The sequence below is a fragment of the Cupriavidus agavae genome, assembly GCF_004217045.1.
GTDB classification, from domain to species: domain Bacteria; phylum Pseudomonadota; class Gammaproteobacteria; order Burkholderiales; family Burkholderiaceae; genus Cupriavidus; species Cupriavidus agavae.
On record NZ_SGXM01000005.1, the window covers coordinates 284,515 to 299,057 of the forward strand.

A 14,543-nucleotide genomic window follows, 5' to 3' on the forward strand; every position below is an offset into this window, starting at 1 on the left:
GTCAGCTCACCAGCCGCATGCCATTGCCCTCGGCGGCGCGCCGGTCGAACGTCAGCGTCTGGGAGCATCCGGCCGCCTCGCAGGCGCGCATGATCAGGCAGTCCGGAAAGTCGCCGCGCTTCTGGCGGTACAGGTACAGCGCCGATTTCACGACGTCGGATGACTCCACGACCAGTTCCTCGCAGCCGATCAGGTAGTCGACGATCCGCGCGATACTGGCCCGGTCCGAGCCATACTGGCGCCGCATGGTCCAGACCACCTCCAGCAGCACCGCGACCGGGATGAAGCCGCGCAGGCTCGTGGAGAGCGACTTCATGATCGCCGTTGCGCGGACGGTCTGGCGCGGATCGTCGCGCGCCAGGAAGCGGAGCACGATGTTGGAGTCCAGTCCGATCATGCGAAGCTCCTCACGTAGCGCTGGTTGACGGCGCTGCCGATGGCGTCGTCAAGTTCCTCCAGCGTTGGCGCCGGCCCTTCGGCGCGGTGTGCGAGACAGCCGGCGAGGTCCATGACCGAGCACCGCTGGCCAGGCCGCAGGGAAGGCAGGCGCACGTCGAGCATGGGGTCGATCCCGGCGTCGGCCTCGTGGAGATCGGCCACGGCCGCGTCGATCTCGACCGTGGACGGCGGCTCGCGCCGGCCCAGGCAGCCTTCGAGATCGAGGATCGAGCGGCGGGATCCGGCCGCAAGGGCGGAGGCTGAAGTTGGGCGGAGCAGGGGATTGGCTTCCGCCGGGGCGGCAGGGGTTGCCGGCACTGCTGTGGCATCGTGCATCATCGTGTGGCCCTCGGTTGGTTGTCAGGCCGGACACGCCAGTGGTGTCCGGTGCAACCATTCTTGAGCCGTGCAACGCGAAACGATATGGGACAGTTCTCAAAATGCGGCCCGGAGGGCTGGCCGGCTTGCGTTGGGACAAACGTTGAGGCGCGGGCAGCCCCGGCGTCGCCTCAGTCGCGCTCGGCGCCCAGCGGGGGCGCGATGTCCTCCAGTGACCGCCGTTCCGCATCCACCCCGAACCGCAGCGCCATCAGCCCCGCCACGATCACCAGCGTGGCGCCGATTCCGTAGCCCACCGCCACGGCGCCCCGGCTGCCGGTTTCGATCAGCATGCCGAACAGCACCGGGGCGATGAAGCCGCCGGTGCCGGTGCCCACCGCATAGAACAGCGAGATGGCCAGGGCGCGCATTTCAAGGGGAAAGACCTCGCTGGCGGTCAGGTAGGCCGAGCTTGCCGCCGCCGACGCCAGGAAGAACACCGCCGACCAGCACAGCGCCTGCGAGCGCGCATCGAGCCAGCCTTCCACGAACGCCCAGCCCGTGGCCGCCAGGCCGATACCGGACAGCACATAGGTCAAGGCAATCATCCTGCGCCGCCCGATACGGTCGAACAGCGGGCCCAGCAGGAACGGCCCGAGCGCGTTGCCGAGCGCGAACGGGAAGATATAGAGCGCCACCCGCTCGTCGGGCACGGCGTAGAAACGCGTCAGCACCAGCGCGTAGGTGAAGAAGATGGCGTTATAGAAGAACGCCTGGGCCACCATCAGCGCCAGCGTGACCACACTGCGCGAGCGGTAGCGGCGGATCAGCAACCGCATGATGTCGCCCAGCGCCGGAATGGGTTTGCCGGCGTAGGCCACCACGGCACGGGGGTCCACGGCGGGCAGGCGGCCGTGCCGCCGTTCGACTTCGGCCTCGATGGCCTCGATGATGCGGCCGGCTTCCTCGTGCCGGCCATGCGTGGTCAGCCAGCGCGGGCTTTCCGGGATATGCCGGCGGACCAGCACGATGGCAACGGCCAGCACGGCGCCCAGGCCGAAGCAGACGCGCCAGCCCCAGACCGGCCCGAACACGCGCGGATCCAGCAGCACCAGGCTCAGTCCCGCGCCCAGCGCGGCGCCCAGCCAGAAGCTGCCGTTGATGGCCAGGTTCACGCGGCCGCGCACGCGGGCGGGAATCAGTTCGTCGATGGCCGAGTTGATGGCGGCGTACTCGCCGCCGATGCCAAGGCCGGTAACGAAGCGGCACACGGCGAAAAACGCGAAGTTGGGTGAGAACGCCGTGGCGAGCGTGGCGCCCATGTAGACCGCCAGCGTGGCAAGGAACAGCTTCTTGCGGCCGAGCCGGTCGGCCATGCGGCCGAACACCAGCGCGCCGATCACCGCGCCGAGGATGTAGAGCGAGCCGCTCCAGCCCACCTGCGCGGCATCGAGCGCCAGCGTGTCAGGGCGCTCCAGCACGGCGCCCACCGAGCCCACCAGGGTCACTTCGAGCCCGTCGAGCACCCATGCCACGCCCAGTGCGATGGCCACGCGCCAATGCCAGGCCGACCACGGCAGCCGGTCGAGCCGCGCGGGGATGTCCGACTGCCAGCCTGTCGGCGAGGGCGGGATTTGTGTCATGGACGTGGATGCGAGGGGCGCATCCACGGGACTATAGCGAGCGGCGGGGCGCTTTCCTGTCAGTGAAACACTGATCCGGGGGCGCGGAAATCAACTCAGGCGGCCCACCGCGGCCAGCATCGTGCGGCCATTCGCGGTGATCTGGGGACAGGGACGTTTGCCCTGTCCGGCTTCAAGGACCACGAGGTCCCGGGTGATGAGGGCGTCGAGATCGACGGGATCGATTTCGCGCGAGGCGGCGGTGGTGTCGTCGCGGGTCTGGGGGCCGTTGCCGATCAGCATCAGCGTGGCAAGTTCATGTGGGCTCAGCACGGTGTTCTCCTTGGCGAGAGGGGAGCGGTTGCTGGGGACATAGGGAAGCGTTTCCGGGTGGCAGTCTCTGCGAGAACCGATGCCGCGGTGCGCCTCTTCCGTCGGGGATTGTGGACTATCGCGCTGACGCTTGCACGCTGCATTGCATCGTGACGGGCAGCCGACAGACATTGCTTTGGACGGGGCGCCCCGGGCCGGGTTCCGGGCCGATACAAAACCGCTACATATTGCGCGCTTGTCATCCGCGCGTCATGCAGGCTTCGCCTTGCCTGGATGATGCAACAGGAATGTGTCGGCTGGCCCCAAGCCCCTCACACTGGCAGGGCGATGCCGTCGCTGCGGGGGTCGTGTGCCCCGGCGTGGTGTCCGTCGTCGTACAACGCGATGGCGCCCGGATGGCCCGCCAGCGGGCTCTGCGCGGGAATCACGCTGACTTCGTGCCCGCGCGCCGCCAGCGCGGCGATCACATCGTCGCCCGCATCGGCCTCTATCTTGAGGCTGTCGCGGGTGTCCGAGAACGTGCGCCCGAGCAGGAACCGGGGCTGCGACAGCGCGGCCAGCGGGTCCATGCCGTGATCGATCATGCGCGTCAGCACGGCCGCCAGCGTCTGCGGCTGACCGTCCGCGCCCTGCGTGCCATAGAGCAGCCGGGGTTTGCCGCCGCGCAGGTACATGCCGGGATTCAACGTATGAAACGGACGCTTGCCGGGCCGGATGCCGTTCGGATGCGTAGCGTCCGTGACGAATGCCGCGCCACGGTTGTGCCACAGGATGCCGGTATCGCCCGCCACCACGCCGCTGCCCCAGTCGAAATACACGGTCTGAAGCACGCTGGCGCAGCGGCCCTCGCCATCCACCGCAGCCAGGTAGACGGTGTCGCCGTGCTGGTAGACGTGCGGCCAGGGCAGCGCGTGCGCGGAATCGATGCGCGCGGCCAGCGCCGAGAGCCGCGCGGGCGACAGCATGGCCTGTGTCGGCACGTCGGTGAACTCGGGGTCGGCCACGTACCGGTTGCGCTCGATGAAAGCCTGTTTCACGGCTTCCACGAGCACGTGGTAGTAGTCAGCGCTGCCCTCGGCCAGGCCGCCGATGTCGAACCGTTCGAGGATGCCCATGATCTGCAGCGTGGTGACGCCCTGCGTGGGCGGCGGCAGGCTCAGCAGTTCGCCGCCGCGATAGGCCACGCGCAGCGGCGCCTCGTCGCGCGCCGCCGTGCGGGCCAGATCCTGCATCGTCAGCGGCGAGCCCGCCTCACGCAGGCCAGCCACCATGCGCTCGGCCACCTCGCCTTCGTAGAACTCGCGGGCGCCGTGGGTGGCAATGCGCTCCAGGCTGTGCGCCAGCGCCGGCTGGCGCAGCATGTCGCCAGCCTGCGGGAGCCGGCCGTCCGGCAGGAACGTGTGGGCGAAGCCGGGCCATCCGGCGATTTCGTCCTTGCGGAAGTCCTGCCAGAAGCGTTGCGAGGGCGTGACTTCGAATCCTTCATGCGCCAGCGCGATGGCGCGCCGGAACAGGCTGCTCCAGTCCTGCTGCCCGCCCCACTGGCTGCGGCTGATGCCGAAAGCGCGGTCCCAGGTGTCGACCGTGGCTGCCGTGGTCAGCGCCGCAGCCGCGCCACGCGTGGGGATGGCGGCGCCAAACTCGGGCAGCGTGCCGGCGGCCTGGCCGATGCCGGACAGCGTGCGCACATTGCCGGCGCCGTCACTGACGATGAAGAAGGCATCGCCGCCCAGCCCCGTGAAGTGCGGGTAGGTGACGGCCAGCGTGGCGCCGATGGCAATCACGGCCTCGATGGCGTTGCCGCCGGCGCGCAGGACGTCGCGTCCGGCCTCGCTGGCCAGCGCGTGCGGGCTGGTGACCATGCCGGCGGAGGAAGTGGCGAGCCGGCTCATCCGTGCTGCCCGCCGAGGTAGGCCTGCACCAGCGCCGGATCGCGCGCCAGCGCTTCGGCATCGCCGCTCGCCACCACGCGGCCTTCTTCGAGCACATAGGCGCGGTCGGCCAGCGACAGTGCGAGCGCAGCCATCTGGTCTACCAGCAGGATCGTGATCGACGCCTCGCGCAGCGTGTCGAGCGAGGCGAACAACTCGTCGATGACCTTCGGCGCGAGGCCCAGCGATGGCTCGTCAAGCAGCACCACGGTCGGCTTCGACATCAGGCCGCGCGCCACGGCCAGCATCTGCTGCTCGCCGCCGGACAGCAGCCCGGCCCGCTGATGCTGCCGCTCGCGCAGGCGCGGGAAACGCGTGAACATCGATTCCACCCGCTGCGTCATCTCGCCGCGCGAAATGCGGCCTGACGGGAACGCGCCGAGCTTCAGGTTGTCGAGCACCGACAACTCGGGGAAGACCTGCCGGCCCTCGGGCACCAGCACCACGCCCAGTTCGACGATGCGTGCCGCATCGAGCCGGGCCAGGTCGTTGCCGTCGAACGTGATGCCGCCCTGCACCGGGCGGTGCAGGCCCGCCATCGCCCGCATCAGCGTGGATTTGCCGGCACCATTGGCGCCCAGCAGCGCCACCATCTCGCCCTCGCGCACCTGCAGGTCCACGTCGTGCAGTACGGGCGCCGCACCGTAGCCGGCACGCAGGCGGCTGACGCCGATCACCTCGGGCAGCGGCGCATGGTCCGACGATGCGGCCCGATGGCGGACGGGGACGGCAGCGGCGTCGCCCAGATACGCGCGGCGCACGGCCGGGTCTTCGCGCACGGCTTCCGGTGTGCCGGCCGCCAGATGCTGGCCGGCATCGATGACTACGATGCTGTCCGAGACATCCATGACCAGCGACATGTCGTGCTCGACCAGGCCCACGGCCACGCCGCTATCGGCAATCCTGCGCAGCAGGCGGCCCAGCGTGGCCTTGTCCTCGCGGGACAAACCGGCCGCTGGTTCATCGAGCAGCAGCACGGCGGGACGCGTCGCCAGTGCCCGGGCAATCTCCACGAGGCGGCGGTCCACGTGGGCCAGGTCGGCGGCGCTCGTGTCCGGGTTGCCCGTGTAGCCGCAGGCGGCCAGCAGCGCGCGTGCTTCGGCGCGTACGGCGGGGGCGGTGAAACCGGCGATGCCCAGCAGCGTGCCAAGCTTGCCGCGCGTCAGGGCGATGGCCACGTTGTCGAGCGCGCTCATGCCGGCAAACAGTTGCGTGGTCTGGTAGGTGCGCGAGATGCCTTGCCGCGCGCTATGGCAGGCGCCACGGGCGGGCAGGGTCGCGCTGCCCAGCTTGCGGCCGCCGGCGCGTGGCCGATAGTAGCCCGACAGCATGTTCAGCACGGTGGACTTGCCGGCGCCGTTCGGCCCGATCAGGCTCGTGACATGCCCCGGGGGGAGCTCGAACGACAGGTTGTCCACCGCACGCACGCCGCCGAACACCATCGACAGGCCCAGCGCGGAGAGGCCGCTGCGGGCCTCGGGGGCGCGGGTGGGCAGCGTGGCCCCGGCCACGGGCTCGTGTTCGGGCGCGGCCCTGGGATGCAGCTTGCGGAACGCAGCCGTGGCCACGCCGACGATGCCGGTGGGCGCCACCCACAGCACCAACAGCAGCAGCACGCCGAAGCAGAGCAGGCGCAGGTTTTCGAGGCTGGAGAGGATTTCAGGCAGCAGGCCCACCACGATGGCACCGGCCACCGGCCCCGCCACGGTGCCCGCGCCGCCGATCATGACCACCAGCACGAACAGGATCGACTGCAGGAACGAGAACATGCCCGGCGTTACCATGCCCTGCAGCGGCGCGAACAGGCCGCCGGCCAGACCGGCCAATGCGGCCGAGAACGCGAAGCCGACGGTCTTGACCACGAGCGGGTTCACGCCAATCGACGCGGCGGCGGCCTCGCTGTCGCGCACGGCGCGCATGGCGGCGCCCCAACTGCCGCGCGAGATGCGGGCATAGGCGGCCAGCGCCACGCCGAGCACGGCAATGGCGATCAGCGCCAACGCGCGCTCGCCACCTTCCACTCCGGGCAGCGACGGCTGGGCGATGCCCATCAGCCCGTTCTGCCCGCCGGTCAGGCCGCGCCATTCCACGGCGCCATGCTCGACAATGAAGCCGAAGGCGATGGTCACCATCGCCAGTCCCGGCCCCTTGACGCGCAGGGCGGGCAGGGCCAGCAGCGCGCCCAGCAGGGCGGCGGCCAGCATGCCCGCCGGCCACGCTGCCCAGAAACTCCAGCCGGCCTGGCCGGTCAGGATGGCCACCGTGTAGGCGCCGATCGCATAGAAGCCGACATGCCCGAATGACACCTGCCCGGTCAGCCCCAGCAGCAGGTTCAGCCCGACGCCGCAGATCGCCAGCATGGCGACCCCGGCGATCACGAACACGAAATAGCCATTGAGCGACAGCGCGAGCGCTGCGGCGCCGACCAACACGGCGGCCATCGCCAGGATCTGCAGCGGCGTGCCGAGTCCGAACAGCGGGCTGGCGGCGCGCGGTGCGCCAACGGGAAGCGGGGCGGATACCGTGGAACTCATCGTCTTGTTCATACCTTGCGCACCTCCGCGCGTCCGAACAGGCCATCGGGCCGCAGGGCCAGGATGGCGATCACCAGCGCGAACGTGATGATCTGGGTGTAGCTGGAGCCCAGCGATGCGGTGATCATGGCCTCGGCAACGCCGAAGATCAGGCCGGCCACCATCACGCCCCAGGCGCTGGACAGTCCGCCCAGGATCGCCACGGCGAAGGCCTTGAGGCCGAAGACGGTGCCCATGTCGGCCTGCACGTTGAACAGCGGCGCAATCAGCACGCCGGCAATGCCGGCCAGCAGCGTCGACAGCGCGAACGCGCCGGCGATGGTGCGGCGGATGGGAATGCCCATCAGGCGTGCGGCGTCACGGTTCTGCACCACGGCCAGCATTGCCACGCCCCAGCGCGACTTGCGCAGCACGTAGTGCAGCACGGCGGCCAGCGCCAGGCCCACCACCGGGATCACGAGCTGCAGCGGATAGACGCCCACGCCGGTGCTGCCGAGCTGCACGGACTGGGTGGCCAGCGGCGACGGCAGGCTGCGCGGCTCGGTGCCGAACCAGAGCATCACCACGTTATCGAGCACGATGCCGAGCGCCACGGTGGCCATCAGCCAGGCATTCGAGCCCCGGCTGGCGAACGGGCGTACGGCCAGGAATTCGACGGCCAGGCCGTAGAGCGCGCACAACGCCAGCGCCAGCACGATGGCCAGCGGCATCGGCCAACCCATGGTCTGGGCGAAGGTGTACGTCAGCACGGCGCCCAGCATCATCGAGCTGCCCTGCGCGAAATTGACCGTGGCCGATACCGCGTAGGTGATGTGAAACCCCAGTGCCATCAGCCCGTACATGCTGCCCAGGCCGAGCCCGCTGATGAGGGCGGAAATCCATAACATGGTGTGTGTTCCTTCAAGTTGCTGCGGGGTGCTCCCCTCTCCCGCGCGCGGGAGAGGGGAGAACACATGCGGCGAAAACAGCCGCCTTACTTCTTCACCGGCACGATCCGGTTGTCGATGAACTGCGCCCAGACGTAGTCGTTCTCGCCCAGTGCGTCGTGCTGTTGCGGCGCGAACGGCTTCACGTAGGTCTTGATCAGGCCCTCGTAGCGGTCGATCTTGTAGAAGCCCTCGCGGATCGCGTCGCCCTTGGTGCTGCCGGCCTTTGCGATGGCCAGCGCGGCAAGCTGGGTGGCGTCGTAGGCGTTGGCCACGCCCACGGCCGGGGTGATGTCGTCCGGCCCCTTGATATCGCTGTACTTGGCCTTGAGATCGGCAACTACGCGGTTGCTGACCGGGGTCTGCGCGCCAAAGAAGCTGTAGGTCTGCACAAAATGGACGTTCTTCGCGTTCGGGCCGGCCAGTTCGGTGAAGCGGCCGCCTGCCGGGCCCCAGTGCGAGACCACCGGCACCTTCCAGCCCATGCGGTCCAGCGATTTCACCACCTGGGCGGACGGGCCGACGTTGCCCACCATCAGCAACACATCGGCGCCGGCCGCCTTCAGGCGGCCCAGTTGCGGCACCACGTCCACGTCGGTGCCTTCGAACTTCTCGATGCCGACCGGCCTGCCGCCCTTGGCGGCCATGGCAGCCACGATGCCTTTCTCGTTCGACTCGCCCCAGGGGTTGTTCACGAGGATCAGGCCAACCTTGGTGGCGCTGAACGTCTTCTGCGCGTACTGGACCATGGCCTTGTCCACCACCTCGTCCACCGCCGAGACGCGGAACGCGAAATTCGGGTTGGCGCCGTTGTGGGTGATCGGCGTGCCGGCGGCCCACGGGCCCATGAACGGCACTTTCTCCTGGTTGGCGATCGGTACGATGGCCAGCGAGACAGGCGTATCGAGCCCGCCGAACAGCACCGCCACCTTCTCCTTGTAGATCAGCTCTCGCGCGGCCAGCACACCCTTGGCCGGATTGCCTTCGTCATCACGCCGCACCAGTTCCAGCTTGCGGCCGCCCAGCAGGCCGCCACGGGCGTTGATTTCGTCGATGGCGATCGTGATGCCGCGCGTCAACGATTCGCCCGCCCGGGCGGACTGGCCCGACAGCGCCGTGATCAGGCCGATCTTGATCGTGTCGGCGGCATGCGCCGGCAGCGTGGTCATCGCAAGGGCGGCAGCGGCGGTAGCCAGCAGTGCACGGCGTTGGGGACGAAACATGGCAGATCTCCGGATGGGTTGGGTTCGGAGCCTGCGCTCGCAAGAGCCATGCCACGCGTTGACAAAATCGCCACAAGGTCCGCGACATCCGCCGTTTCAAAGCGTTGACGATCTGGCCCGCAACTTGCGAACGATATCGACAGCACCGTGCATACGATCGAAAACGGGGCGCTGCGCACGGACGCGGTGCGCAGCGGCCTGCCGATGCACCAACCAGAAGAAAGGCAACGTTCATGACCCTCAATCCGAGCCCGCTGGCTGCCGCGCAGGCGGCGGCGCCCAGCTTCGGACCGCTGCGCCATCACGGGCGGTTTCCGTATCGGCCGATCACCGACGCCGACGACTTCCGCTGGCCGAACGGCGCCCGGCTGGCCGTCTACCTGGGCTTCAACATCGAGCATTTCGCGTTCGGCGAGGGGCTGGGCGCGAACCTGGGGCCGGTATCGCCGCAGCCTGACGTGCTGAACTACAGCTGGCGCGAGTACGGCAACCGGGTGGGCGCCTGGCGCTGTCTGGAGCTGTTCGACCAACTGGAAATGCCGGCCGGCATCCTGCTCAATACGGCGCTCTACGATCACTGCCCGGAACTGCTCGACGCGTGCCTGGCGCGCGGGGACGAACTGATCGGCCACGGCCATACCAATGCCCACCGGCAGAGCGAATTCGATGAGGCCGGCGAGCGGGCGCTGCTCGAACATTGCCGTGACCGCATCCGGGCGCACGGCGGCAAGGCCCCGGCCGGCTGGCTCTCGCCGTGGATCTCTGAAACCATGAACACGCCGGACCTGCTGGCGGAGGCCGGCTACCGCTACACGCTGAACTGGGCGCACGATGACCGCCCCGTGCCGATGCAGACCCGCAACGGCAGCGCGCTGTGGTCGATCCCGTATCCGCAGGAGCTCAATGACATCCCGATGATCATTGCCCGGCAACTCGACGGGGTGGCGTTTGCCGACATGATCATCGACCAGTTCGACGAGATGCTGCTGCAGGCCAACCATCCGCAGCACCCGCAGCCGCTGGTGATGGGCATCGCGCTGCACCCGTACCTGGTTGGCCAGCCTTACCGGCTGCGCCATCTGCGGCGCGCGCTGGCGCATATCGCTGCCCGCCGCTCGCATGGCGAAGTCTGGATGACCACGCCGGGCGCCATCTGCGACGTGATGGCGCAGCGCGCGCAGGCTTCGCGCTAACATCATGGCCATCGTTTCACTGACCGACGTCATGTCAAGCAAAGCCGCACGGAAGCCCGCCCCCGCGACCGAAGCGCCTCCGGCCACCGAGTCGCCGGATGCCGATACCCGCATCTACCAGGCCATTTTCGATGGCGTGCTCAACCACCGGCTGACGCCCGGCACCAAGCTGCCGGAACCCGAACTCTGCAGCCTCTTCGGCGTGGGCCGCGCTGTGGTGCGGCGCGTGCTGGAAAAACTGGCCCACGACGGCATCGTGGCGCTGCGCCCGAACAAGGGCGCGGTCATCGCCGAGCCCACGCCCGAGGAAACCAGCCAGATCTTCGAGGCCCGCCGTGCGATGGAGCGCGTGCTGGTGGAGCTGGCCGTGGCGCGCGTGACCGAGGACGACCTGCGCGAACTGCGCCGCCAGCTTGCCGACGAGCACGACGCGATGCACCGTTTCGACCAGCCGTCCTGGGCGCGGTTGGCCAGCGGCTTCCACCTGCGGATCGCCGCGCTGGCCCGCAACGCGGTGCTGCAGCGCTACCTGACCGAACTGGTCTCGCGCTGCTCGCTGATCGTGGGCCTGTACGAGCCGCCGGGCCATGCCCCGTGCGAGCACGACGAGCACGCCGCAATCGTCGCCTGCATCGAAGCGCGCGACGCCGCCGGTGCCGTGGCGCGCATGGAAGCGCATCTGCGCGAACTGGAACAGCGCATCGAAACCTCACGCATGCAGGGCGAGAAGAGCCTGGCGCAGATGCTCGGGCTGCCGCAGCCCTGAACAAGGAACCACATGGAAATCGATTTCAGCGCGATCAGCGAGTATCAGCGCTACAAGCTCATGGCCAGCCTGATCGTGCCGCGTCCCATCGCGCTGGTGACCACGCTCGGGCCCGATGGCACCGCCAACGCGGCGCCGTTCTCGATGTTCAACATGCTGGGGGAGGAGCCGCCGATCGTCATGATCAGCGTGAACCGGCTGGACGATGGCGCGCTGAAGGACACGGCCGCCAATATCGTGCGCACGGGGGAGTTCGTGGTGCACCTGAGCGACGAGGCGATGGCGGAGAAGATGCACCGCTGTGGCGAGCGGCTGCCACCCGACGTCAGCGAACTGGCCCATGTCGGGCTTACGCCGGCGCCGTGCACGCAGGTGGCGCCACCGCGTATCGCGGAAGCGCCGGTCGCGTTCGAGTGCAATCTCTGGGAAACGCTGGAGACCGAAAGCCGCCAGATCTTCATTGGCCGCGTACTGCGCTTGCATGCGCGCGACGGACTGATCGACACCGAGCGCTGGCGCGTGCGGCTGCAGGAGTATTTCCCCGTGGGCCGCTTTGGCGCCAGCTTCTACGTGACCACGCGCGACCGCTTCTCGCTGGAGAAGGAGGCCGGCGCGGTCACCGCCTCAACCGCGATCGACGAGATGTGAGCCCAGCGGCGTGGCGGCCGGCTTGCGCCGTGCTCGCCACTGGTCTGCCACGGCGATGATCTCGCCGACGATGCCGCGCCGGAACGTCAGCACGCAGATCACGAAGATGATGCCGGTGACCATCGTCACCGACTCGCCCAGGGTGTTGAACCACTCCACGCCGGTCGTGTTCGCCAGGAACATGCCGAGGTCGCCAAGCTTGTTCTCCAGCGCGATCACCACCAGCGCGCCGACGATGGGGCCGGTCAGCGTGCCAAGGCCGCCAACCAGCGTCATCAGGATCACGGCGCCGGACATCGACCAGTGCACGTCGGTCAGCGTCTCGAAGCCCAGCACAAGCGCCTTCAGCGACCCGGCCAGCCCGGACAGGGCGGCCGACAGCACGAAGGCCAGCAGCTTGAAGCGGTCCACGTCATAGCCCAGCGACACCGCGCGCGGCTCGTTCTCCTTGATCGCCTTGAGGATCTGCCCGAACGGGGAATGAATCGTGCGCACGATCAGCGCGAACGCCACCACCACGATGGCCAGTACCACGTAGTACAGCGTCAGGTCGCTGGCGAGCGGCAGGACGCCCAGCAGGTTGCCGCGCGGGATGCCCTGGATGCCGTCCTCGCCGCCCGTGAAGGGCGCCTGCAGGCAGAAGAAGTAGAGCATCTGCGCCAGCGCGAGCGTGATCATCGAGAAATAAATGCCCTGGCGGCGGATGGCCAGCGCGCCCATCGCCCAGCCAGCCAGCGCGGCGAACGCCACGCCGGCCAGCAGGCCAAGTTCGGGCGTCAGGCCCCATTCCTTCATGGCGTGCCCGGCCACGTAGCCCGCGCCGCCGAAGAAGGCGGCGTGGCCGAACGACAGCAGTCCGGTATAGCCGATCAGCAGGTTGAAGGCGCAGGCGAACAGCGCGAAGCAGAGCACCTTGAGCACGAAGACCGGGTAGACGCCCAGCGCGGGCGCCAGGGCCACGGCCAGCAGCGCTACACCGTAGACCGCGAACGGGGCGCGGCGAGATTGGTTTTGCAGCATTATTTTTCCTTCCCGAACAGACCTGCGGGACGCAGCAACAGCACGACCACCATGATGAAGAACACTACGGTCGACGACGCTTCCGGATAGAACACCTTGGTCAGGCCCTCGATCACGCCCAGCGCCAGGCCGGTGACGATCGAACCCATGATCGATCCCATGCCGCCGATCACCACCACGGCGAAGACGACGATGATCAGGTTCTGGCCCATCAGCGGCGACACCTGGATGACCGGCGCCGCCAGCACCCCGGCGAACGCCGCCAGCGCGACGCCGAAGCCATAGGTCAGCGTGACCATCAGCGGCACGTTGACGCCGAACGCCTCGACGATCTTCGGATTCTCGGTGCCGGCACGCAGGTAGGCGCCCAGCTTGGTCTTTTCGATCGTGTACCAGGTGGCGATGCAGACCACCAGCGATGCCACGACCACCCAGCCGCGGTAGTTCGGCAGCATCATGAATCCAAGGTCCGTGGCACCCTGCAGCGCCTCAGGGGGCGAGTAGGGCAGACCGGAGACGCCGTAGATCGAGCGCAGCACGCCTTCGATCACCAGGGTGATGCCCAGCGTCAGCAGCAGGCCGTAGATGTGATCGAGCTTGTAGATCCAGCGCAGCAGCGTCTTTTCGATGACGACGCCGAGCGCGCCAACGAGTAGCGGGGAGAGCGCCAGCATCACCCAGTAGTTCAGGCCCGCGTACTCCATGCCGGCCCAGGCCAGCACGGCGCCCAGCATGAAGAGGGCGCCGTGGGCGAAATTGATCACGTTGAGCAGGCCGAAGATCACGGCCAGACCCAGGCTCAGCATGGCGTAGAACGCGCCGTTGACGAGCCCGAGCAGCAACTGCGACATCAGCGCCGGCAGGGGAATTCCAATATCGAATGTCATGAAATGCGTTATCCCTTCTGTCTCTCTGTCTACACGCCAAGCAGTTCGTTGAGCACCGGCATCTTGGCTTGCAGCTCGCTGGCCGCGAAGCGCTCGACGATGGTGCCGTGCTCCATCACGTAGAAGCGGTCGGCCAGCGGCGCGGCAAAGCGGAAGTTCTGCTCCACCATCACCACCGTGTAGCCCTTCTTCTTGAGCATCAGGATCATGCGCGCCAGCGCCTGCACGATCACCGGGGCCAGCCCCTCCGAGATTTCATCGAGCAGCAGCAGGTTGGCGCCCGTGCGCAGGATGCGGCCCACCGCCAGCATCTGCTGCTCGCCGCCCGACAGCCGCGTGCCCTGGCTCTGGCGGCGCTCCTGCAGGTTCGGGAACATCTCGTAGATCTCGGCCTCGCTCATGCCCTTGCCGGCGTTCTTGAGCACCGGCGGCAGCAGCAGGTTCTCCTCGCACGACAGGCTGGAGAAGATCGCGCGCTCTTCGGGGCAGTAGCCAATGCCGTAGTGGGCAATCTTGTGCGTGGGCAGGCCGATGGTCTCGTGGCCGTCCACCTTGATCGAGCCCTTGCGCGCGCCGGTCAGGCCCATGATCGCCCGCATGGTGGTGGTGCGCCCGGCGCCGTTGCGGCCCAGCAGCGTGACCACCTCGCCACGGTTCACGGTCAGGTCCACGCCGTGCAGGATGTGCGATTCGCCGTACCAGGC

Annotated in this window: 14 protein-coding genes; 3 read left to right on the forward strand and 11 right to left on the reverse strand. The window is 68.3% G+C overall.

The genetic code is table 11. The annotated features are described in order from the left end of the window. Window position 1 precedes the first annotated feature (1 nt). The 8 genes from EV147_RS18885 to EV147_RS18920 form a co-directional block, all read right to left on the reverse strand. Window positions 2-397 (reverse strand): PIN domain-containing protein, encoded by a 396-nt coding sequence (locus tag EV147_RS18885; RefSeq protein ID WP_130392764.1) that lies wholly within the window; start codon window positions 395-397, stop codon window positions 2-4. Beyond that, window positions 394-756 (reverse strand): hypothetical protein, encoded by a 363-nt coding sequence (locus EV147_RS18890; protein ID WP_130392765.1) that lies wholly within the window; start codon window positions 754-756, stop codon window positions 394-396. Before EV147_RS18890 ends, EV147_RS18885 begins: the two co-directional genes overlap by 4 nt. 191 nt (window positions 757-947) lie before the next feature. Beyond that, window positions 948-2,399 (reverse strand): MFS transporter, encoded by a 1,452-nt coding sequence (locus EV147_RS18895; RefSeq protein WP_130392766.1) that lies wholly within the window; start codon window positions 2,397-2,399, stop codon window positions 948-950. A 90-nt stretch (window positions 2,400-2,489) separates the two neighbouring features. Beyond that, on the reverse strand, window positions 2,490-2,711 hold the full coding sequence (locus EV147_RS18900; RefSeq protein WP_130392767.1) for a hypothetical protein: 222 nt from the start codon (window positions 2,709-2,711) through the stop codon (window positions 2,490-2,492). A 311-nt stretch (window positions 2,712-3,022) separates the two neighbouring features. Then, a complete protein-coding gene (locus EV147_RS18905) occupies window positions 3,023-4,603 on the reverse strand; it encodes a gamma-glutamyltransferase family protein (protein WP_235844819.1) in 1,581 nt (526 codons plus the stop codon). Next, the gene (locus EV147_RS18910; protein ID WP_130392768.1) at window positions 4,600-7,188 is read right to left on the reverse strand and encodes a branched-chain amino acid ABC transporter ATP-binding protein/permease; all 2,589 of its coding nucleotides are present in this window, start codon (window positions 7,186-7,188) and stop codon (window positions 4,600-4,602) included. Before EV147_RS18910 ends, EV147_RS18905 begins: the two co-directional genes overlap by 4 nt. Beyond that, window positions 7,185-8,063 (reverse strand): branched-chain amino acid ABC transporter permease, encoded by an 879-nt coding sequence (locus EV147_RS18915; protein ID WP_130392769.1) that lies wholly within the window; start codon window positions 8,061-8,063, stop codon window positions 7,185-7,187. The genes EV147_RS18910 and EV147_RS18915 overlap by 4 nt, the downstream gene beginning before the upstream one ends. A gap of 86 nt (window positions 8,064-8,149) precedes the next feature. Beyond that, the gene (locus EV147_RS18920) at window positions 8,150-9,325 is read right to left on the reverse strand and encodes an ABC transporter substrate-binding protein (protein ID WP_130392770.1); all 1,176 of its coding nucleotides are present in this window, start codon (window positions 9,323-9,325) and stop codon (window positions 8,150-8,152) included. A 233-nt stretch (window positions 9,326-9,558) separates the two neighbouring features. Between EV147_RS18920 and EV147_RS18925 the strand changes: the two genes are divergently transcribed. From EV147_RS18925 to EV147_RS18935, 3 genes are read left to right on the forward strand one after another with little or no spacing between them, the layout of a single operon-like run. Next, complete coding sequence (locus tag EV147_RS18925; protein WP_130392771.1) at window positions 9,559-10,518, forward strand: polysaccharide deacetylase family protein; 960 nt, start codon at window positions 9,559-9,561, stop codon at window positions 10,516-10,518. Window positions 10,519-10,549: 31 nt separating this feature from the next. Next, a complete protein-coding gene (locus EV147_RS18930) occupies window positions 10,550-11,284 on the forward strand; it encodes a GntR family transcriptional regulator (protein WP_198680291.1) in 735 nt (244 codons plus the stop codon). A 12-nt stretch (window positions 11,285-11,296) separates the two neighbouring features. After that, entirely contained in the window at window positions 11,297-11,932 is a 636-nt protein-coding gene (locus EV147_RS18935; RefSeq protein ID WP_130392772.1) for a flavin reductase family protein, read from the forward strand. Here the strand turns inward: EV147_RS18935 and EV147_RS18940 are convergent. The 3 genes from EV147_RS18940 to EV147_RS18950 all read right to left on the reverse strand — a co-directional run. Further along, window positions 11,909-12,952 (reverse strand): branched-chain amino acid ABC transporter permease, encoded by a 1,044-nt coding sequence (locus EV147_RS18940; protein ID WP_130392773.1) that lies wholly within the window; start codon window positions 12,950-12,952, stop codon window positions 11,909-11,911. The two genes, EV147_RS18935 and EV147_RS18940, sit on opposite strands and share 24 nt — an antisense overlap. Continuing rightward, window positions 12,952-13,839 carry a branched-chain amino acid ABC transporter permease gene (locus EV147_RS18945; RefSeq protein ID WP_130392774.1) on the reverse strand — a complete coding sequence of 296 codons (888 nt, stop codon included), beginning with the start codon at window positions 13,837-13,839 and terminating at the stop codon, window positions 12,952-12,954. The genes EV147_RS18940 and EV147_RS18945 overlap by 1 nt, the downstream gene beginning before the upstream one ends. Window positions 13,840-13,868: 29 nt before the next feature. After that, the coding region (locus tag EV147_RS18950) for an ABC transporter ATP-binding protein (protein ID WP_130392775.1) at window positions 13,869-14,543 on the reverse strand (675 nt) is incomplete at its 5' end.

Excerpts from the sequence above, each read along its gene's own strand:
- EV147_RS18885 (WP_130392764.1), bottom strand. The coding sequence starts at position 397 with ATGATCGGACTGGACTCCAACATCGTGCTCCGCTTCCTGGCGCGCGAC.
- EV147_RS18905 (WP_235844819.1), bottom strand. The coding sequence starts at position 4,603 with ATGAGCCGGCTCGCCACTTCCTCCGCCGGCATGGTCACCAGCCCGCAC.
- EV147_RS18940 (WP_130392773.1), bottom strand. The coding sequence starts at position 12,952 with ATGCTGCAAAACCAATCTCGCCGCGCCCCGTTCGCGGTCTACGGTGTA.
- EV147_RS18895 (WP_130392766.1), bottom strand. The coding sequence starts at position 2,399 with ATGACACAAATCCCGCCCTCGCCGACAGGCTGGCAGTCGGACATCCCC.
- EV147_RS18920 (WP_130392770.1), bottom strand. The coding sequence starts at position 9,325 with ATGTTTCGTCCCCAACGCCGTGCACTGCTGGCTACCGCCGCTGCCGCC.
- EV147_RS18945 (WP_130392774.1), bottom strand. The coding sequence starts at position 13,839 with ATGACATTCGATATTGGAATTCCCCTGCCGGCGCTGATGTCGCAGTTG.
- EV147_RS18930 (WP_198680291.1), top strand. The coding sequence starts at position 10,550 with ATGTCAAGCAAAGCCGCACGGAAGCCCGCCCCCGCGACCGAAGCGCCT.
- EV147_RS18915 (WP_130392769.1), bottom strand. The coding sequence starts at position 8,063 with ATGTTATGGATTTCCGCCCTCATCAGCGGGCTCGGCCTGGGCAGCATG.
- EV147_RS18910 (WP_130392768.1), bottom strand. The coding sequence starts at position 7,188 with ATGAACAAGACGATGAGTTCCACGGTATCCGCCCCGCTTCCCGTTGGC.
- EV147_RS18935 (WP_130392772.1), top strand. The coding sequence starts at position 11,297 with ATGGAAATCGATTTCAGCGCGATCAGCGAGTATCAGCGCTACAAGCTC.
- EV147_RS18925 (WP_130392771.1), top strand. The coding sequence starts at position 9,559 with ATGACCCTCAATCCGAGCCCGCTGGCTGCCGCGCAGGCGGCGGCGCCC.